The sequence below is a fragment of the Variovorax sp. PAMC26660 genome, from assembly GCF_014302995.1.
Lineage (GTDB): Bacteria > Pseudomonadota > Gammaproteobacteria > Burkholderiales > Burkholderiaceae_C > Variovorax.
In genome coordinates this window covers 7,081,815-7,100,683 of the sequence record NZ_CP060295.1, presented here as the reverse complement: position 1 = coordinate 7,100,683, position 18,869 = coordinate 7,081,815, and the positions used below count along the sequence as shown (strand labels likewise).

Sequence of the window (18,869 nt, the reverse complement as noted above, 5' to 3'; positions counted from 1 at the left end):
CCCAACCCCAAACACCCATGAACGCTCTTGCCCGTATCGCTGCTTGCTTCGTCCTTTGCGTCGTGGCGGGCATCGCCAGCGCCGCGCCGCCGCAATGTGCGAGCGAAGCCGTCGTGCAAGCCAAGAAGCTCCTGACCTTTCACTTCGGTGAGGACGACCGCATGGAAGTGGGTCCCGAGGTCAAGGAACTCGCGCCCATCCGCAATCCGGCCAACGCGAAGCAGCAGTTCAAGGTGCTGGAGGTCTGGGGCACGATCTACAAGGGCAACTACCGGATGCGGCTGATCTACTACCCCATGGACAAGAGCTGCCTGCTGATGGGGCAGGAAATCCTGGAGTTGGCGCGGCTGTGAGCGTTCGGGCACTCCGGTCGAGCTTCGGCCCCAACTGCCATTGGTGCGGCCTCCCCATGGACTTCGACGAACCGCATGGCCGGCCCGAGTCCGCGACCATCGAGCACCTCATCGATTCGACGCTGGGCGGCGTGCGCACGCAAAAGCACCGGCGGCTGGCCCATGCGATCTGCAATCACACGCGCAACGAATTCCGGATGCAGGCCGAGCGTGAGTTCCAGCGTTGGATTGCCGAGCGGAAAACCCCTAGTAAACCCTGACTGATAAAAAGACAGTTGCCTGAAAATTGATCACTACAAGTGTTCTGAAATAAGGCGAAACGGGCTTCTTCCCAATGAAGAAACCTTTGTTATCAATGGGTTGGGCGGATGGCACGAACTGTGCAATATTCAGTCATCATTTTCAGGAGACAAAGAATGAACCGTCGCCACCTCGTCGCCTTGGCCGCGCTCGCCACGTGCGTTGCCGCCGCCCCCGCCTGGGCCCAATCCAACGAAATCCGCATCGCCCACATCTACAGCAAGACGGGCGCGCTGGAGGCCTACGGCAAGCAGACCCAGACCGGTTTTGCCATGGGCCTGGACTACGCCACCGGCGGCACGATGATGGTCAACGGCAAGAAGATCGTGGTCATCGAGAAGGACGACCAGGGCAAGCCCGACCTGGGCAAGTCGCTGCTGGCCGCGGCCTACTCCGACGACAAGGCCGCGCTGGCCGTGGGCCCGACCTCCTCCGGCGTGGCGCTGGCCATGCTGCCGGTGGCCGAGGAATACAAGAAGATCCTGATCGTCGAGCCCGCCGTGGCCGACTCGATCACCGGCGACAAGTGGAACAAGTACATCTTCCGCACCGGCCGCAACTCGAGCCAGGACGCGATCTCCAATGCCGTGGCGGTCGACAAGGCCGGCGTCACCGTCGCCACGCTCGCGCAAGACAACGCCTTCGGCCGTGACGGCGTGAAGGCCTTCGGCGCCGCGCTCAAGAAGGCGAAGCTGGTGCACGAGGAATACCTGCCGCCCGCCACCACCGACTTCACCGCCGGCGCCCAGCGCCTGATCGACAAGCTGAAGGACCAGCCGGGCCGCAAGATCATCTGGATCGTCTGGGCCGGCGCGGGCAACCCGTTCAAGATCGTCGACCTCGACCTCAAGCGCTACGGCATCGAGATTTCCACCGGCGGCAACATCCTGCCGGCCATGACGGCCTACAAGTCGCTGCCGGGCATGGAAGGCGCGGCGTACTACTACTTCGGCATCCCGAAGAACCCGGTGAACGAGGCGATGGTCTCGGCGCACTACAAGCAGTTCAAGACGCCGCCGGACTTCTTCACGGCCGGCGGTTTCTCGGCCGCGATGGCGGTGGTGACGGCGCTCAAGAAGACCAACGGCGACACCAACACCAACAAGCTCATCAGCACCATGGAAGGCATGAGCTTCGACACGCCCAAGGGCAAGATGACCTTCCGCAAGGAAGACCATCAGGCGATGCAGTCGATGTACCACTTCAAGATCAAGGTCGACCCGGCGTTCGCCTGGGGCGTGCCCGAGCTGGTCCATGAGATCAAGCCCGAAGAGATGGACATCCCCATCAAGAACAAGCGCTGAGCGCGCACCCCTCATCGCGGCGCTGACGCCGCACTCCCTTCGCCCCGGATGGCCTCCGGGCGAAGCGCCAGCCTGCGCCTTCGCGGCGTGGTAGCGGCGCTATCCAACGGCCGATTCGTGAGCCAAGCAAGCGTTCGATAAACCACAACAGAAGGAGACAGCGATGCAAGCGATGCGATTGAACTGGAAGGGATTTGCCGCGGTTGCGGTGGTGGCGATGGCGGCACAGGCCGCCGTGGCGGCGGTGCCGTTGCCGGCACTCGGCGGCAATCCGGCGGAGGTGAGCGTGTCCGGCCTGTCGGCCGGCGGCTTCGCGGCGGTGCAACTGCACGTGGCCTATTCGGCCACCTTCAAGCGCGGCGCAGGCGTCGTGGCCGGTGGCCCGTACTACTGCGCCGAGGGTTCGGTGGTCAACGCCACCGGGCGCTGCATGACGCACAGCACGAGCATTCCGGTGTCGTCGCTCGTGAGCACCACCAACAGCTGGGCTGCCAGCGGTGCGATCGATCCGGTCTCGAACATGACCGGATCGAAGGTGTACATGTTCTCGGGCACCTCCGACAACACCGTCAAGCAGCCGGTGATGGACGACCTGAAGACCTACTACCAGAGCTTCGTGCCGGCGGCCAACATCGTCTACAAGAACAACATCGGCTCGGGCCATGCGATGGTCACCGACGACTATGGCGGCGCCTGCAGCGTTACCGCTGCGCCCTACATCAACAACTGCGGCTTCGACCTCGCGGGCGAGATACTCACGCAGCTCTACGGGCCGTTGAACCCGCGCAACAACGGCACGCTGGGCGGCACCTTCACCGAGTTCAACCAGTCGGAGTTCATCACCGGCCACGGCGTGGCCGCCACCGGCTGGATCTACGTGCCGCAGGCCTGCACCACCGCCTCGTGCCGCGTGCACCTGGTGCTGCACGGCTGCAAGCAGAACTACACCGACGTCAGCGACCAGTACGTGAAGAAGACCGGCTACAACCGCTGGGCCGACACCAACAACATCATCCTGATCTACCCGCAGACCAGCACCGCGGCCACCAACAGCTGCTGGGACTGGTGGGGCTACGACAGCGCGAACTACGCGAAGAAGTCGGGTCCGCAGATGGTGGCGCTCAAGGCCATGGTCGACCGCGTGACCAGCACCGGCGGCGGTTCGTCGCTGCCTGCGCCCACCGGCGTGGGCACCTCGGGCGCGACCAGCAGCAGCATGACCATTGCATGGACCAGCGTGTCCGGCGCCAGCGGCTACAACGTCTACCGCGGCGGCAGCCAGGTCAACGCAGCGGCCGTCACCGGCACCAGCTACACCGACACCGACCTGGCCCCGTCCACCAGCTACAGCTGGGCCGTGGCCGCGCTCGATGCCAGCGGTGCTGCGGGTGCGATGTCGAGCGCGGCCACGGGCAGCACCATTGCCGGCAGCGGCGGCGGCGGGACCTGCTATACCGCCAGCAACTACACGCACACCATCGCCGGCCGCGCCTATGCGTTGTGGGGCCTGACCTATGCCTACGGCTCGGGGCAGTCGATGGGCCTGTGGAACATCTACGCCATCACCACGCTGAAGCAGACCGGCCCCAACTACTACGTGATCGGCAGCTGTTGAAGCCGATCGTCATCGACACACACTTTCATCTGCAATGACCAACGATGCTTGAGACGCGAGACCTGACCATCCGCTTCGGGGGACACGTGGCCGTCAATGGCGTGAGCTGCGCTTTCGCGCCGGGCACGCTGACGGCCATCGTCGGCCCCAACGGGGCGGGCAAGACCACCTACTTCAACCTGATCTCGGGCCAGCTCAAGGCGAGCGCGGGCACGGTGTCGCTCGACGGCCAACTGCTGTCGGGCATGTCGCCGTCGGCGCGCACGCACGCGGGGCTGGGACGGGCCTTCCAGCTCACCAACCTGTTCCCGAACCTCACGGTGCTGGAAAACGTGCGGCTGGCGGTGCAGGCCACGCGCGAAGGGGCGCACCGGCGCGGGCTCAACCTGTGGAGCATCTGGAGCGACCACAAGGCGCTGACCGAGCGTGCGGACCAGATCCTCACCGACGTCGCGCTCAAGTCGCGCGAAAGCGCGACGGTGGCGAGCCTGCCGCACGGCGACCAGCGCAAGCTCGAAGTGGCACTGCTGATGGCGCTGGAGCCGAAGGTCTTCATGTTCGACGAACCCACGGCCGGCATGAATGCGGCCGAGGCGCCCGTCATCCTCGACCTGATCCGCAAGCTCAAGCAGGACAAGACCAAGACCATCCTGCTGGTCGAACACAAGATGGACGTGGTGCGCGAACTCGCCGATCGCATCATCGTGCTGCACAACGGCACGCTGGTGGCCGATGGCGAGCCGGCCGAGGTGATCGCCTCGCCGGTGGTGCAAGAGGCCTACCTGGGTATTGCGAAGGAGGCTGCGGCATGACGCATCTGATGAATTCGAATTTCTCCCTCCCCCGCTGGGGGAGGGCAGGGGTGGGGGCAAGCGGCCTTCACCTCGCCGCAGCCCTTCAAGCGCCGCTTGCCCCCATCCCAACCTTCCCCCGGAAGGGGAAGGAGCAAGACCGATGACTGCTCAGAATCTTTTGACCCTCGAAGGCGTGCAGACGCACATCGGGGCGTATCACATCCTCCACGGCGTCGACCTCGCCGTGCCGCGCGGCCAGCTCACGATGCTGCTGGGCCGCAACGGTGCGGGCAAGACGACCACGCTGCGGACCATCATGGGCCTGTGGCATGCGTCGCAGGGCCGCGTGCGCTTTGCCGACAAGGACATCACCGCGCTGCAGACGCCGCAGATCGCCGGACTGGGCATTGCCTATGTGCCCGAGAACATGGGCATCTTCTCGGACCTCACGGTGAAAGAGAACATGCTGCTCGCCGCGCGCAGCGCGAAGAACGCGGCGCAGATCGACGACACGCGGCTGAAGTGGATCTTCAAGCTCTTTCCCGCGGTCGAGAAATTCTGGAACCACCCGGCCGGCAAGCTGTCGGGCGGGCAAAAGCAGATGCTGGCCGTCTCGCGTGCCATCGTCGAGCCGCGCGAGCTGCTGCTGATCGACGAACCCAGCAAGGGCCTGGCGCCCGTGATGATCAACAACATGATCGACGCGTTTGCCGAACTCAAGCGCAGCGGCGTGACCATCCTGCTGGTGGAACAGAACATCAACTTCGCCCAGCGCCTGGGTGACACCGTCGCGGTGATGGACAACGGCCGCGTGGTGCACAGCGGCTCCATGGCCGCGTTTTCCGCCGACGCGCAATTGCAGCAATCGCTGCTTGGACTGGCTCTATGACGTATTCGACATATTTCTCCCTCCCTCTCTGGGGGAGGGTTGGGGTGGGGGCTCGCGGCCTTCGATACTGCGCGGCCTTGCAAGCGCCGTCAGCCCCCATCCCGGCCTTCCCCCAGAGGGGGAAGGAGCAAGAAAAGGGAGCGCTGCAATGAAAGCACTCGACTTCGACTGGAAGCCGCTGCTGCTGGCCCCGGTGCTCGCGCTCGTCGCGCTGCCGCTCACCGGCTCCTTCTCGACCTGGCTCACGCTCACGGTCGCCGGTCTGGCGATGGGCATGATCATCTTCATCATCGCCTCGGGCCTGACGCTGGTGTTCGGTCTGATGGACGTGCTGAACTTCGGTCACGGCGTGTTCATCGCGCTCGGTGCCTTCGTGGCCAGCACCGTGCTCGGCCTCATGGGCGACTGGACGGGCTCGGGCGAACTCTGGCGCAACCTTGTTGCCGTGTTCCCCGCGATGCTGGTCGCGATGCTCGTGGCCGGCGCCGTGGGACTGGCCTTCGAGCGCTTCATCGTGCGCCCGGTGTACGGCCAGCACCTGAAGCAGATCCTCATCACCATGGGCGGCATGATCATCGGCGAAGAACTCATCAAGGTGATCTGGGGCCCGGCGCAGGTGCCGCTGCCGCTGCCCGAGGCGCTGCGCGGTTCGCTGCTGATCGGCGACGCCGCCATCAGCAAGTACCGCCTGCTCGCGGTGGCCGTGGGCGTGGTGGTGTTCGGCCTGCTCGCATGGACGCTGGGTCGCACCAAGATCGGCCTGCTGATCCGCGCCGGCGTGCAAGACCGCGAGATGGTCGAGTCGCTCGGCTACCGTATCGGCCGGCTGTTCGTCGGCGTGTTCGTGGTGGGCAGCGCATTGGCCGGCCTGGGCGGCGTGATGTGGGGGCTGTTCCAGCAGAACCTGGTGCCGCAGATGGGCGCGCAGGTCAACGTGCTGATCTTCATCGTCATCATCATCGGCGGGCTGGGCTCGACGGGCGGGGCGCTCATCGGCGCGCTGCTGGTGGGGCTGATGACCAACTACATCGGCTTCCTGCTGCCGACGATCACGCAGTTCGCAAGCATCTTCCTGATGGTGGCCGTGCTGTTGTGGCGTCCGCAGGGTGTATACCCCGTGGCGAATCGTTGAGGAAAAAGCCGTCATGTTTCTGAAACGACTCCTGTCCAACGACACCCCGCGCAGCCGTCTGCTGGCGGTGCTGCTGGTGGCCGTGTTCCTGGCGTTGGCGTTCGCGCCTTTCATCTTCCCGGGCGTCAAGGCGCTCAGCGTCGCGGCCAAGATCCTGGTGTTCGTGGTGCTGGTCGCCAGCTTCGACCTGCTGCTGGGCTACACCGGCATCGTGAGCTTTGCGCACACCATGTTCTTCGGCATCGGGGCGTACGGCATCGCCATTTCTGCTTCACGGCTCGGGCCCAATTGGGGTGCGGTGCTGGTGGGGCTCGGGGCATCGCTGGCGGTGTCACTGGTGCTCTCCTTCGCCATCGGTTTGTTCTCGCTACGGGTGCGCGCGATCTTCTTCGCGATGATCACGCTGGCCGTGGCCTCGGCCTTCCAGACGCTGGCCTCGCAGTTGTCGGACTTCACCGGCGGCGAAGACGGCCTGACCTTCAAGCTGCCCGAGCTGATCTCGCCGAGCTTCGAGTTCTCCGAAGAGCCGTTCCTTGGTGTCTCGCTCGATGGTCGATTGCTTTGCTATTACCTGCTGTTCGTGGCCGCTGTCGTGCTGGTGCTGGCGCTGCTGCGCATCGTGAATTCGCCCTTCGGCCGCGTGCTGCAGGCGATCCGCGAGAACGAGTTCCGCGCAGAGGCGATCGGCTACCGCGTGGTGGTGTACCGCACCACGGCAGCTGTGTTGTCTGCCCTGTTCGCCACGCTGGCAGGCGCGATGCTGGCCATCTGGCTGCGCTACAACGGGCCGGATACCTCGCTGAGCTTCGAGATCATGATCGACGTGCTGTTGATCGTGGTGATCGGCGGCATGGGCACCATCTACGGCGCGGCCATTGGCGCGGTGCTGTTCGTGGTGGCGCAGAGCTATCTGCAAGACTTGCTGCGCCTGGGCAGCGAGGCCGCGAGCGGACTGCCGTGGCTCGCGGCGCTGCTGTCGCCCGACCGCTGGCTGCTGTGGCTGGGCGTGCTGTTCGTGCTGTCGGTGTATTACTTTCCCACCGGCATCGTGGGCAAGCTGCGGGCGAGGGCGGCACGATGAGCGACAACAACTTCCTGGCGCCGTTGTCGCGCTATGCCCAGCTCGCGGGCCGTGAAGTCCACTGGCTCGAATGGGGCGCCGCCGATGCGCCGGTGGTCATCGCCTGGCACGGCCTGGCGCGCACCTGCCGCGACATGGACGAACTGGCGCAGCACTTCGCGGCGCGTGGCTTTCGCGTGATCTGCCCCGACACCATCGGCCGTGGCCTGAGCCAATGGAGCCCGCTGCCCGATGAGGAATACCAGCTCTCCTTTTACGCACGCATCGCGAACGCGCTGTGCGATGAGTTGAGGATCGGCCGCGTGCACTGGGTCGGCACTTCGATGGGCGGCGCCATCGGCACGGTCTGCGCATCAGGCCTGTTCGAGCCGCGCATGAAGGCGCGCATCGCGAGCCTCACGCTCAACGACAACGCGCCGCAGCTTGCGCAGGCGGCCATCGAGCGCATCCGTGCCTATGCGGGCCAGCCGCCCGCGTTCGACACCGTGGCCGAACTGGAGGCGTTCTTTCGCACCGTCTACAAGCCCTACGGCTGGCTCAGCGATGCGCAGTGGCGCCGCCTGACCGAAAGCTCGACGCGGCGCCTGCCTGACGGCCGCGTCACGCCGCACTACGACCCGGCGATGGTTCAGCAGTTCAGCGCGCACGACAACGACTACCTGATCTGGCCGCACTACGACGCCATCGAGGTGCCGGTGCTGTGCCTGCGCGGTGCCGAGTCCGACCTGGTGCTGCCCGAGGTGGTCGAGGAGATGCGGCGGCGCGGGCCGGGCACGGAAGGGCGGCTGCAGGTCATCGAAATCCAGGGGTGCGGTCACGCGCCCGCGCTCAACGTGCCCGAACAACTGGAGCCCATCGAAGGGTTTATCCGCGCCGTTGGTCGTTGATTGCATGGCGGCAGCACAATCGCCGCCGGCTTCAATCACTACAAGGCTCACCTCACCATGGCGCTCTCGATGTACGACATTTCGGTCCCGGTCTTCACCCGCGGACTCGGCCAGCTCATCCACCTGTTCGACAAGAGCCTGGCGCATGCCAAGGCCAACGGCATCGACACCGCCACGCTGGTCGATGCGCGCCTAGCGCCCGACATGCTCACGCTGGCCGGCCAGGTCCAGCGCGCGAGCGACGCATCCAAGCTCGGCGCCGCGCGCATCGCGGGCATCACCGCCCCCAGCTTTCCCGATGAGGAAAAGACCTGGGACGACCTTGTGGCCCGCATCCGGAAGACGCAGGAATTCCTCGCGACCATCGACCGTGCCCTGATCGACGGCCAGGAAGAGCGCCCTGTGACCATCAAGCAGCGCGAGGGCGAAGCGCACTTCACCGCGCAGCGCTACCTGCTGCAGTTCGCGCTACCCAACTTCTTCTTCCACGTGACCACGGCCTACGACGTGCTGCGCCACAAGGGCATGCCGGTCGGCAAGCTGGATTACCTGGGCAAGTTCTGAGCCGGCGGCCGGGCCTTCACGGCGCCGGGACAAAGTTCAAATTGCCGTGACACATGCGCGCATGCAGGTTGCGCGGCAAACAATCGCGCCTGACCGCTGTCGGTCTGACATGCACGAGGTTTTCGATCATGAACATGCTGTCCAGAAGGGCGTTCTCGGGGCTCGCCGTGGGGTCGTCCGCACTCGTTGCGGCGGCTGGTGGCGGATGGCCGATGCGCAGCGCTTTCGCCGCGTCGCCGGGCTTGCAGGACTACGGCCGCGCCCCTGAGTTCGCGGGCATCGACAAGTGGCTCAACTCGGAGCCGCTGACTCTCAAGAGCCTGGCCGGCAGCGTGGTGCTGGTCGATTTCTGGACCTACTCGTGCATCAACTGCATCCACACGCTGCCGCACGTGGTGCGCTGGTACGAGAAGTACAAGGACCAGGGCTTCGTGGTGGTGGGCGTGCATTCGCCCGAGTTCGCGTATGAAAAATCGACGCGCAACGTGCAGGACGCGATCGGCCGCTTCAACATCCGCTACCCGGTGGCGCAGGACAACAGCTTTGCCACCTGGAACGCCTACAAGAACCAGTACTGGCCCGCGTTCTACCTGGTCGACAGCAAGGGCCAGGTGATGCGGCAGCACTTCGGCGAAGGCGAGTACGCGGAGATGGAAGCGGCGATCGAGGCGCTGCTGGCGCGCAAGTCGGCGGTCTGAAGCCGCCCTGCCTTCAAGGCTTGCGTGCGGCGAGCGAGTACATCAACGGAATGCGCGTCATGCTTTCAGGCGGTGCCATGCGTCGGCCGCCGATGTCGCGCATGCCTTCGAAGGGCTTCCAGCCGTTGGCATACGGGTACTCGTCGAGGCGCTCGACGGTGAGCCCGGCCTGCGCGAGCGCAGTGGTCACCTGACCGACGCCCCACGCGAACTCGAAGCTCGGATGCGGGTTGCGAAAGTCCTGCACGCCGGTCTCGTAGCCCTCGCGCACGAGACCATCGCCGGACTCGGCCACGTAGTCGCTCACGCCTTCTTCCGGCACGGGCGCGTCGTTGAAGTAGTCGTAGTGAAACTTCCACGACGGGTCGAACACCATCGCGAAGGGATGGAAATCGATGAAGACGAAGCGCCCGCCGGGCTTGAGCAACTGCGACACGCCACGCGCCCAGGCCGACAGGTCGGACAGCCAGCAGAGCGTGCCGTAGGAACAGAAGACGACGTCGTAGCGCTCGCCGCGCGCCAGTGCGTCGCGAAAGTAGTCGTAGACATCCGACCGCTCGAAGCGCGCCGCAATGCCCGACTGCGCCGAGAGCTGCGTGGCGAAGGCGATGGCTTCATCGGAGATGTCCACGCCCGTCACCTGGGCGCCCAGGCGCGCGATGCTCAGGGTGTCCTGGCCCGCGTTGCACTGCAGATGCAGCACGGCCAGGCCCTTCACATCGCCGAGCAGTCCGGTTTCTTCGGGGAAGAGCGTGGAGCCGCCGTTGCGGAAGAAGGCCGCCTGGTCGCCCTTGTGGCTGTTGTGCGCGACAGTTGCCGCGTTCCACGAGAGCCGGTTGGCTTCGTGCAGCTCTTTCTTCATGGTGTCTGTGCTTGTGTGGGCCAGCCTGCCAGGTTGCGTTCGGCAATGCCCGCGAGCGCGGTGATCCATGCCGGGCTGTCGTTGAGACAGGGGATGTAGTTGAAGGCCTCGCCGCCCGCGTGCATGAAAGCCTCGCGGCCTTCCATCGCGATTTCTTCCAGCGTCTCGAGGCAGTCGGCCGGGAAACCGGGGCACACCACGTCGACGCGCTTCACGCCGGAGGCGCCGAGTTCGCGCAGCGTCGGTTCGGTGTAGGGCTCCAGCCATTTGGCGCGGCCGAAGCGCGACTGGAAGGTGACGCGATGCTGCGCTGCCGACAGACCGAGCCGGGCCGCGAGCAGCCGTGCGGTGGTGAGGCACTGTGCCTGGTAAGGATCGCCGAGCGCGATGTTGCGCGCGGGAATGCCGTGGAAGCTCATCAGCAGCACTTCGCCACGGGCTTCGGTTTTCCAGTGGCGCTCGATGCCTTGCGCGAGCGCTTCGATGTAGAGCGGGTCGTCGTGGTACTGGTTGACGAAACGGAACTCCGGCACGCGGCGCTGGCGGCGGCTCCAGTCGTTCACCGCATCGATCACGCTGGCCGTGGTGGTGGCCGAGTACTGCGGGTAGGCCTGCAGCACCAGCACGCGCGTCGCGCCCTCGGCCTGCAGCGCATCGAGCCGCGAGGCGATGGACGGGTTGGCATAGCGCATGGCGTCGCGCACCGTCACGCAATGGCCGCGCTCGCCGAGCCAGCCGGCCAGCAGCGTCGCCTGCTTCTGAGTCCACACCTTGAGCGGCGAGCCTTCGGGCATCCAGATGCTCGCGTACTTGGCGGCCGACTTCGCAGGTCGCACGCGCAGGATGATGCCGTGCAGGATCAGCGCCCAGAGCACTTTGGGAATTTCAACCACGCGCGGGTCGCCCAGAAAGTCGGCGAGGTAGGGGCGCACGGCGGCGGCGGTGGGTGCATCGGGCGAGCCCAGGTTGCACCAGAGCACGGCGGTGCGGTCGACGGTCGAGGCGACCTTCTCGTTGGCTTGAGGCATGCGATATTCTCTCAGGCATGACTTCCGCTTCCACGGCGCCCGCGAACCCAGCGCCTCTTGACCTCTCTCGCATCTCGGCGATCTCGCTCGACCTCGACGACACCCTCTGGCCGATCTGGCCGACCATCGAACGCGCCGAGGTTGTGCTGCAGGAATGGCTTTTGCGCGAGGCGCCCAAGACGGCCTCGCTGCTGCTGACCCCGGGCATCCTGCGCGAGTTGCGCGAGGCCACCGCGAAGGAGCGCTCCGATCTGGCGCACGACCTGAGCGCGCTGCGCCGCGAATCGATCCGCACCGCACTCACACGCGCGGGCGAAGACCCGGCGCTGGCCGAGCCAGCCTTCGATGCCTTCTTTGCAGAGCGCCAGCGCGTGACGCTGTACGAAGACGCGCTGCCGGCGCTCAAGTGGCTCAGCGAGCGCTATCCACTCATCGCGATCTCGAACGGCAATGCCGACATCCACAAGACCGGCGTGGGCCGCTGGTTTCGCACGGCCTTCAATGCGCGTGCCTTTGGCAGCGGCAAGCCGCATGCGCCGATCTTCCGCGCCGCTGCCGCGTCGATCGGCCTGTTGCCGAAAGACGTGCTGCACGTGGGCGATGACGCGGAGCTCGATGTGGTGGGCGCGCTCAACGTCGGCATGCAGGCGGCCTGGCTGGTGCGCGACGAACGGCCCTGGGTGCATGGCGCGCGGCCCCAACTGATCGTGCCGAACCTGCACGCCCTGTGCGTGGCGCTGGGCGCCTGAGGCGCCGCAGCCTTACTTGAAGACGGGCCGGAAGAAGCTGCGCTCGTAGCTGACGATGCAGCGGGTTTCTTCTGCGTAGCGGAAGGCGGCCTGGCATTCGGCGTCCTGCATTGAATCGGCGCGGTAGGTTTCGTACGCGGCGAGGCTGGGGAAGGTGAACATGGCCAGCGCCACGTTGTTCGTGCCCTCCGATGGCAGGAAGTAGCCATGGTGCTGACCACCGAACTTCTCGACCAACGGAATCCAGAGCTTGCCGTAGTGCTCGAATTCCTTGAGCTTGTAGGCATCGACGATGTAGCGCAGGTAGCAGGTGACCATGTTCTTTCCGAAGGTGAGGGGTAATCGGCGCGGCCCCGGCGGGCGACGGGCTGTCGGACTATAGTTTCCCGCTCTCCGCCTTGCTCCCTCTTCGCGCAGGAAATCCGAAAGTGCACCTCTCCAACTGGCTCATCTTCTGCGGCGTCACCTTGCTCGTCGCCTTCACACCCGGTCCGGCCGTGCTGCTCGCGGTCTCGAATTCGATTGCCGTCGGGCCGCGACGCGCGATGATCAGTTCGCTGGGCAATGCGATGGGGCTGTTCATGGTGTCGGCCGCTGCCATGGCCGGGCTGGGCGTGGTGCTGACCACGTCGGCCCATGCCTTCATGGCGCTGAAGCTCGCCGGCGCGGCGTACCTGATCTACCTGGGCATCAAGCAATGGCGCAGCCGGGGCAGCGTGTTCTCGGATCTGAATCCGTCTGCCGAGCCGGGCACGCATCGCTCGTCGTGGCGCCTGTTCGGGCATGGGGTGACGGTGGCGCTGACCAATCCCAAGGGCATCCTGTTCTTCTCGGCGTTGTTCCCTCAGTTCCTGACGCAGGACGCGCCAATCCTCGAACAGTTCGCAGTGCTCACGACCACCTTCGCGCTGGGCTCGGTGCTGTCGCATGCGTTCTACGTGCTGCTGGCGCGGATGCTGAAGAAGCAATTGGGCGACCCGCGCCGCTCGCGGGTGTTCAACCGCGTGTCGGGCGGTGCCTTCGTGCTGCTGGGGTTGAGCCTGTTGAGGCTGCCGAATAAGGCTGCTTGAAGCTGGCGCTGCCGGTCAGTCCAGCGCGAATTGCTCGCGCAACGCCGCGCAGAAGTCGGCGGTGCCGCTGAGCGAGAAAGTGACGGTGTCGAAGCGCGGCGTTTCGCGCGTCTGCTGCAAGTCGCAGTCCCACACCGCGCCGTCATCCAGAGCGCCACGCCCGTCGGGGAACGTGGCTTGTGCCCATGCCAGTACCTGCTCGACTTCGGCGAGCACTTCATGCGTTTTCTCCGGCGCGGTCGACGCCATGGCGTCGAAGGTGCCGTTGCCTTCGGTGTCTTCGCTGTAGTCGAAGTCCAGGTAGCGCAGTTCGGTCATGGTGTCTTCAAGGCCTTGGCCACGGCGAGCCCGCTGAGCACCGCGCCTTCGAGCGTGGCGGGGTAGGGGCCTTCGGTGTAGTCGCCGCAGGCCAGCAGCCCGGACGCGATGGATGTCGATGGACGCGCCAGCGCGGGCGTGCAGGCGAAGGTGGCGCGCTTCTCGACCACGGTCTGTATGAGCTGCAGCGCGGTCTGCCCGAGTTGCGTGGCGGCCTGCGCCATGACCTGTTGCTCCAGCGTTTCGCGTGAGGCTTCATTGGCGCTGATGACCAGCGCGAGCACGCCTTGCGGGCCGCCGAGCTGGCCGCGGTCGAATGCGAACTGTGCGGGTGCCGTGGCCGGGTTGCTGCGCAACGCAAGCATCGGTTCCGCGAGCGGTGATGCCCCACGCACGTAGACCGTGGCGATGGCCTCGAAGCGCAGCGCTTCGGTGGTCTGGCACCAGCGGTCCGCGGGGATGCCGCATGCGCGCACCAGCCTCGCGGCGTCCCACGGCGCGCAGGCCAGCACGACCTGGTCGAAGATTTCATCGTCGACGCGCCATTGCCCGTCTTCGGGCGTGATGACACGAACACGGGTGCCGATGCGCAATGTGGCGCCATGCGTGGTGAGCCATCCGATCGCCGCATCGGGGAAAAGAGCGCCCAGATCGACCCGGGGCAGCAGCAGGTCGGCGCCGCCGCTGCCGTTGAACAGCGCGTCTTTCAGCACGCGCAGGAACACTTCACCGCTCGACTGGGCGACCGGTGTGTTGAGCGCGGAAACGCACAGCGGCTCGATCAGCTCCTGCATCACGCGCGGCGTGAGGCCGGCGCAAAGCGCGGCCACGGTGGTGTCGCTGGCGCAGCGAAATCCCGCAAGGCGCCACCCGATGGCGGTGTGCAGCAGCGACGACTTGTCGCGCCACGTCCACCCGCGCGCCGTGAAGATGCCGGCCAGCAGATCGAAGGGCGCAGGCAGCCGTGGCAGCTTCAGGCCGCCGCCGTCCGCGAACCGCAGCGAGAGCGGCAGGCGTTGCAAGGCGGTGTCGACGTTCACTCCCACCTCGCGCATCAGTTTCAGCGTGGCGGTGTAGGCGCCGATCAGGATGTGCTGCCCGTTGTCCAGCGCCATCCCATGGATGTTGTCGACCCGGCGTGCGCGGCCACCGGGCATGTGCGCGGCTTCAAACAGCGTGACGACATGGCCGAGGCGCGTGGCCTCGACCGAACAAGCGAGACCGGCCCAGCCGGCGCCGATGATCGCAACCTTCATGGGCGATGCCACGCACAAGAGTTCTTGCAAGCGCCGCGGCCCTCACCCCAGCCCTCCCCCAGAGGGAGAGGGAGCAAGAAAGCGCCGGGTGTGCGGTATGGCGTTGGCGTGATTCCCCTTCCAGGAACACCGAGGAACCGGCTTTGCCGGGCCTCAGGTGTTGCCCCCGGCAGGGGGTTGGCGAAGCGACACGAAGTGCGCGAAGCCTGGGGGCGAGTCATATCCTCCCCAGCGCCTGAACCTTCCACGCCAGCCAGAGCTTGCGCACCGGCGTCAGGCTCACGCGCTGGTTGAGCACCTGGAAGTCGTCGCGCTCGATCTCGCGCAGCAGCGTGCGGTAGATGCTGGCCATCATCAGGCCGGGCTTTTGCGTGCGGCGGTCGGCCAGCGGGAGCAGGGCGAGGGCTTCGTCATACGCGGCGTGCGCGCGCTCTGCCTGGAACTTCATGAGCGCGACGAAGCGGTCCGAGTACACGCGGTTGAGGATCTCGTGCGCCTTCACGTCGAACTTCTGCAGCTCGTTGACGGGCAGGTAGATGCGTCCGCGCAGCGCGTCTTCGCCGACGTCGCGCAAGATGTTGGTGAGCTGCAGCGCCAGGCCGAGCTTGTGGGCGTAGGCGGTGGTCTGCGGGTCGGTCTGGCCGAAGATGCGCGCCGCGACTTCGCCGACCACGCCGGCCACCAGGTGGCAGTAGCGTGCGAGGCCGGGAAAGTCGAGATACCGGGTCTGGTCCAGGTCCATCTGGCAGCCATCGATCACGTCTTGAAGCTGGCGTGCCTCGATGCCGTAGGCGGCAGTGTGCGGCATCAGTGCCTGCATCACCGGATGGCGCGGCGGGCCGGCGAAGGACTGGGCGACCTCGGTGCGCCACCAGGCGAGCTTGGTGGCGGCCACGCCAGGGTCGGTGACCTCGTCGACCACGTCGTCGATCTCGCGGCAGAACGCGTAGAACGCGGTGATTGCGGCGCGGCGCGGCTTGGGAAGAAACAGGAAGGCGTAATAGAAACTGCTGCCCGAGGCGGCGGCCTTGTCTTGCACGTATTGCTCGGGGGTCATCGGGGAGGCGCTGCTTTCATGGGGCGCCATTGTCTCCGCATCCGCATGGCCTTCCAGAGCAGCAGGGGCGCATCGGTCTTGCCGATGGTGGGGCGCTGCGAGAAGGTGTCGAAGCCCAGGTCCTCGATCTTGTCGAGGATGCGCAGGCCGCCCTGCACGACGAGGCGCAGCTCCCAGCCTGCCCGGCCCGGCAGGCGGTGCACGAGGGGCGCGCCTTCGTTCATCAGTTCGCGCGCCCAGAAAGAGACGACCGCTATCAGATTGATAGCTTCCTGCGGAGGCGGGGCGTTCGAGAGCGGCGCAAAAACCTTGAAGTTCTCGCGCGTGAGGCTGCGCCGGTCGCAGTCGCTCAGGGGAAAGTAGAAGCGGCCGCGCGGCAGGTCGACGCTCGGGTCCTGCCAGAAATTGATGAGTTGCAGCGCGCTGCAGACGGCGTCGCTCTGCGCCAGCGCCTGGGCGTCGGTCACGCCGTAGAGATGCAGCAGCAGGCGCCCGACCGGGTTGGCGGAGCGGCGGCAGTAGTCGAGCAGTTCGGCGCGGTCGGCGTAGGTGCCGTGGTCGCGGGTCTTCACGATGTCCTGCATGAAGGCGCTCAGCAGGTCGGCGAGCAGCGTCTCGGGCAGCGTGTACTGCGCGATGCTGTGGGCCAGCGGGCCGAACACCTGCGGCCAGCGCGAGGAAGGCAGCACCTCGCCGCGCGCGGCGGCGGCGAGTTCTTCGCGGTAGGCGCCCAGCTCGGCCAGGCGCTGGTCGGGCGAGGCATCGCCTTCGTCGGCAATGTCGTCGGCGGTGCGCGCGAAGTGGTAGATCGCGGCAATGGGCGGGCGCAGATGCGGTGGGCACAGCCACGACGCGACCGGGAAATTCTCGTAGTGGGCCGGCGGCGCGGCATGGGAAGGAGTGGCGGGCACACCACGATTGTCCGCGACGCCATCTCCCGGCACTATGCTCGCGGCGTCGCCACTTTGAACTTCCGCTTCATGAAAGCATCCGCTTCGGCTCCCAAGCCCCAGGTTTCAGCGCACGGCGAGGCGGCGCATCCGGGCGGGCCGGGGCTGATGATCGCGGCGCTGGGCGTCGTGTTCGGCGACATCGGCACCTCGCCGCTCTACGCCTTCAAGGAGACGATGAACCCCGAGCACGGCGTGCCGTTCTCGCCCGACTCGGTGCTGGGCCTGCTCTCCCTGATTTTCTGGGGGCTGATGTTCGTGGTGACGCTGAAGTACGTGGTGTTCGTGCTGCGCGCCGACCACGACGGCGAAGGCGGCATCCTGGCGCTGCAGGCGCTCGCGCGCAATGCGGTGGCGGGCCCGAAGACCAAACCCTGGATGTGGAACGCGATCGGGCTGCTGGGCCTGGTGGGGGCGGCCATGTTCTATGGCGACAGCCTGATCACGCCGGCGATCTCGGTGCTCTCGGCGGTCGAGGGGCTGGAAGTGCAGGCGCCGATGCTGCAGCGGGCGGTGATCCCGATCACGGTGGTGATCCTGATCGCGCTGTTCATGGTGCAGAAGAAGGGCACAGGCGTGGTCGGCAAGGTGTTCGGGCCGGTCATGCTGCTGTGGTTCGCCGTGCTGGCGGCGGCCGGGCTGTGGCAGGTGCTGCAGCAGCCGCAGGTGCTGGCGGCGCTCGACCCGCGTCGGGCCTTCGGCTTTCTGATCGAGCACCGGGCACAGTCGCTCGCGGTGCTTGGCGCGGTGTTCCTGGCCTTCACGGGCGGTGAGGCGCTGTATGCCGACATGGGGCACTTCGGCGCCAGGCCGATCCGGCTGGCGTGGCTCTTCATCGCGCTGCCGGGGCTGGTGCTGAACTACTTCGGTCAGGGCGCGCTGGTGCTGGCGAACCCGGCCGCCATCGACAACCCGTTCTTCCGGCTGTTTCCCGCGTGGGGCGTGCTGCCGATGGTGGTGCTGGCGGCCATGGCCACGGTGATCGCCTCGCAGGCCGTGATTTCGGGCGCTTTCTCGCTCACGGCACAGGCCATGCGCATGGGCTACCTGCCGCGCATGCGGGTGATCCAGACCTCGGGCACGGCCATCGGGCAGATTTACGTGCCGGCGGTCAACTGGCTGCTGATGGTGGGCGTGCTGCTGCTGGTGCTGGGCTTCCGCAGTTCGGGCGCGCTGTCGGCCGCCTACGGCATCGCGGTGTCGATCACCATGGTCACGACCACATTGCTGGCCGGCATCGTCGCCTGGGGCCTGTGGCGCTGGAACAAGGTCGCGGTGGTGGTGGGCGTGGTGGCCTTCGCGGCGGTCGACCTGACCTTCGTGGTGGCCAACAGCCTGAAGATCGCCGAAGGCGGCTGGCTTACGCTGGCAGTGGCTGCGGTGGTGATGGTGGTCTTCACCACCTGGGCCAAGGGGCGGCGGCTGGGGCTGGAGGCTGCCGAAGCTGAAAGCCTGCCGCTGCGGCCCTTCATCGAATCGCTGGCGCTGCACATGCCGCACCGCGTGAGCGGCACGGCGGTGTTCCTGAATCCCGACGCCACGGCGGTGCCGCATGCGCTGCTGCACAACCTCAAGCACAACCAGGTGCTGCACGAGCAGGTGATCGTGCTGCGCGTGCTGCCCTGCGACACGCCGCGTGTCGATGCGCGCATCCGCATCGAGGCCGAGCAGTTGATGGGGGGCATCTGGGTGGTCACCGCGCGCCACGGCTTCATGGAGCGGCCCGACGTGCCGGAGTTCATCCGCATCCTGGCCTATCAGAAGACGCTGGCCATCGATTCGATGAAGACCTCGTATTTCGTCTCCCGCGCCTCGGTCGGTGAGGAGAATCTGCCGGGCATGAACCCGGTGCGCCGCGTGCTGTTCGGCTGGCTGCAGCGCAATGCGGGACGGGCGTCCGACTACTTTCAATTGCCGGACAACCGGCTGGTGGAGATGGGCCAGCGAACGTAGTGACCCGTT

Annotated in this window: 21 protein-coding genes; 14 read left to right on the top strand and 7 right to left on the bottom strand. The window is 66.3% G+C overall.

Annotation, left to right across the window (positions count from 1 at the left end):
- Positions 1-17 precede the first annotated feature (17 nt).
- From H7F35_RS33330 to H7F35_RS33280, 11 genes are all read left to right on the top strand, one after another.
- A complete protein-coding gene (locus tag H7F35_RS33330; RefSeq protein ID WP_187110736.1) occupies positions 18-353 on the top strand; it encodes a hypothetical protein in 336 nt (111 codons plus the stop codon).
- Between the two features lie 56 nt (positions 354-409).
- On the top strand, positions 410-613 hold the full coding sequence (locus H7F35_RS33325; RefSeq protein ID WP_261803458.1) for a hypothetical protein: 204 nt from the start codon (positions 410-412) through the stop codon (positions 611-613).
- Positions 614-769: 156 nt separating this feature from the next.
- Entirely contained in the window at positions 770-1,957 is a 1,188-nt protein-coding gene (locus H7F35_RS33320; RefSeq protein WP_187110734.1) for a substrate-binding domain-containing protein, read from the top strand.
- 163 nt (positions 1,958-2,120) lie between these two features.
- Positions 2,121-3,572, top strand: a complete 1,452-nt coding sequence (locus tag H7F35_RS33315) for a PHB depolymerase family esterase (protein ID WP_187110733.1) — start codon at positions 2,121-2,123, stop codon at positions 3,570-3,572.
- Positions 3,573-3,616: 44 nt separating this feature from the next.
- Positions 3,617-4,384, top strand: coding sequence for an ABC transporter ATP-binding protein (locus tag H7F35_RS33310; RefSeq protein ID WP_187110732.1), 768 nt, complete (start codon positions 3,617-3,619; stop codon positions 4,382-4,384).
- A gap of 142 nt (positions 4,385-4,526) precedes the next feature.
- Complete coding sequence (locus H7F35_RS33305) at positions 4,527-5,255, top strand: ABC transporter ATP-binding protein (RefSeq protein WP_187110731.1); 729 nt, start codon at positions 4,527-4,529, stop codon at positions 5,253-5,255.
- Positions 5,256-5,403: 148 nt separating this feature from the next.
- Positions 5,404-6,387, top strand: a complete 984-nt coding sequence (locus H7F35_RS33300) for a branched-chain amino acid ABC transporter permease (protein WP_187110730.1) — start codon at positions 5,404-5,406, stop codon at positions 6,385-6,387.
- Between the two features lie 13 nt (positions 6,388-6,400).
- On the top strand, positions 6,401-7,468 hold the full coding sequence (locus H7F35_RS33295) for a branched-chain amino acid ABC transporter permease (RefSeq protein ID WP_187110729.1): 1,068 nt from the start codon (positions 6,401-6,403) through the stop codon (positions 7,466-7,468).
- Positions 7,465-8,355, top strand: coding sequence for an alpha/beta fold hydrolase (locus tag H7F35_RS33290; RefSeq protein WP_187110728.1), 891 nt, complete (start codon positions 7,465-7,467; stop codon positions 8,353-8,355). Before H7F35_RS33295 ends, H7F35_RS33290 begins: the two co-directional genes overlap by 4 nt.
- Before the next feature lie 57 nt (positions 8,356-8,412).
- The gene (locus tag H7F35_RS33285; protein ID WP_187110727.1) at positions 8,413-8,919 is read left to right on the top strand and encodes a DUF1993 family protein; all 507 of its coding nucleotides are present in this window, start codon (positions 8,413-8,415) and stop codon (positions 8,917-8,919) included.
- A 134-nt stretch (positions 8,920-9,053) separates the two neighbouring features.
- Complete coding sequence (locus H7F35_RS33280) at positions 9,054-9,617, top strand: thioredoxin family protein (protein WP_187114503.1); 564 nt, start codon at positions 9,054-9,056, stop codon at positions 9,615-9,617.
- 13 nt (positions 9,618-9,630) lie between these two features.
- On the opposite strand, the gene H7F35_RS33275 is transcribed toward H7F35_RS33280, so the two are convergent.
- Together H7F35_RS33275 and hemH are read right to left on the bottom strand one after the other, a co-directional pair.
- Entirely contained in the window at positions 9,631-10,479 is an 849-nt protein-coding gene (locus H7F35_RS33275; protein WP_187110726.1) for a class I SAM-dependent methyltransferase, read from the bottom strand.
- On the bottom strand, positions 10,476-11,507 hold the full coding sequence (gene hemH, locus H7F35_RS33270; protein WP_187110725.1) for a ferrochelatase: 1,032 nt from the start codon (positions 11,505-11,507) through the stop codon (positions 10,476-10,478). The genes H7F35_RS33275 and hemH overlap by 4 nt, the downstream gene beginning before the upstream one ends.
- A 17-nt stretch (positions 11,508-11,524) precedes the next feature.
- Here hemH and H7F35_RS33265 point away from each other — a divergent pair, with 17 nt between their 5' ends.
- Positions 11,525-12,256 carry an HAD family hydrolase gene (locus H7F35_RS33265; RefSeq protein ID WP_187110724.1) on the top strand — a complete coding sequence of 244 codons (732 nt, stop codon included), beginning with the start codon at positions 11,525-11,527 and terminating at the stop codon, positions 12,254-12,256.
- 12 nt (positions 12,257-12,268) lie between these two features.
- On the opposite strand, the gene H7F35_RS33260 is transcribed toward H7F35_RS33265, so the two are convergent.
- The gene (locus H7F35_RS33260; protein ID WP_187110723.1) at positions 12,269-12,574 is read right to left on the bottom strand and encodes an NIPSNAP family protein; all 306 of its coding nucleotides are present in this window, start codon (positions 12,572-12,574) and stop codon (positions 12,269-12,271) included.
- Between the two features lie 110 nt (positions 12,575-12,684).
- Between H7F35_RS33260 and H7F35_RS33255 the strand changes: the two genes are divergently transcribed.
- Entirely contained in the window at positions 12,685-13,326 is a 642-nt protein-coding gene (locus H7F35_RS33255; RefSeq protein ID WP_187110722.1) for a LysE family translocator, read from the top strand.
- A gap of 15 nt (positions 13,327-13,341) precedes the next feature.
- Here the strand turns inward: H7F35_RS33255 and H7F35_RS33250 are convergent, their stop codons facing one another.
- The 4 genes from H7F35_RS33250 to hpnC all read right to left on the bottom strand — a co-directional run bounded on the left by H7F35_RS33250 (position 13,342) and on the right by hpnC (position 16,868).
- Positions 13,342-13,644 carry a hypothetical protein gene (locus tag H7F35_RS33250; protein ID WP_187110721.1) on the bottom strand — a complete coding sequence of 101 codons (303 nt, stop codon included), beginning with the start codon at positions 13,642-13,644 and terminating at the stop codon, positions 13,342-13,344.
- Positions 13,641-14,900 (bottom strand): hydroxysqualene dehydroxylase HpnE, encoded by a 1,260-nt coding sequence (gene hpnE, locus H7F35_RS33245; RefSeq protein WP_187110720.1) that lies wholly within the window; start codon positions 14,898-14,900, stop codon positions 13,641-13,643. The genes H7F35_RS33250 and hpnE overlap by 4 nt, the downstream gene beginning before the upstream one ends.
- Before the next feature lie 217 nt (positions 14,901-15,117).
- Positions 15,118-15,957 carry a presqualene diphosphate synthase HpnD gene (gene hpnD / locus H7F35_RS33240; RefSeq protein ID WP_187110719.1) on the bottom strand — a complete coding sequence of 280 codons (840 nt, stop codon included), beginning with the start codon at positions 15,955-15,957 and terminating at the stop codon, positions 15,118-15,120.
- Positions 15,954-16,868: a squalene synthase HpnC gene (gene hpnC / locus H7F35_RS33235; protein ID WP_187110718.1), complete on the bottom strand. Its 915-nt coding sequence runs from the start codon at positions 16,866-16,868 to the stop codon at positions 15,954-15,956. Before hpnC ends, hpnD begins: the two co-directional genes overlap by 4 nt.
- A gap of 147 nt (positions 16,869-17,015) precedes the next feature.
- On the opposite strand from hpnC, the gene H7F35_RS33230 reads away from it, so the two are divergent.
- Complete coding sequence (locus H7F35_RS33230) at positions 17,016-18,860, top strand: potassium transporter Kup (RefSeq protein WP_187114502.1); 1,845 nt, start codon at positions 17,016-17,018, stop codon at positions 18,858-18,860.
- The last annotated feature ends 9 nt before the right edge of the window (positions 18,861-18,869 follow it).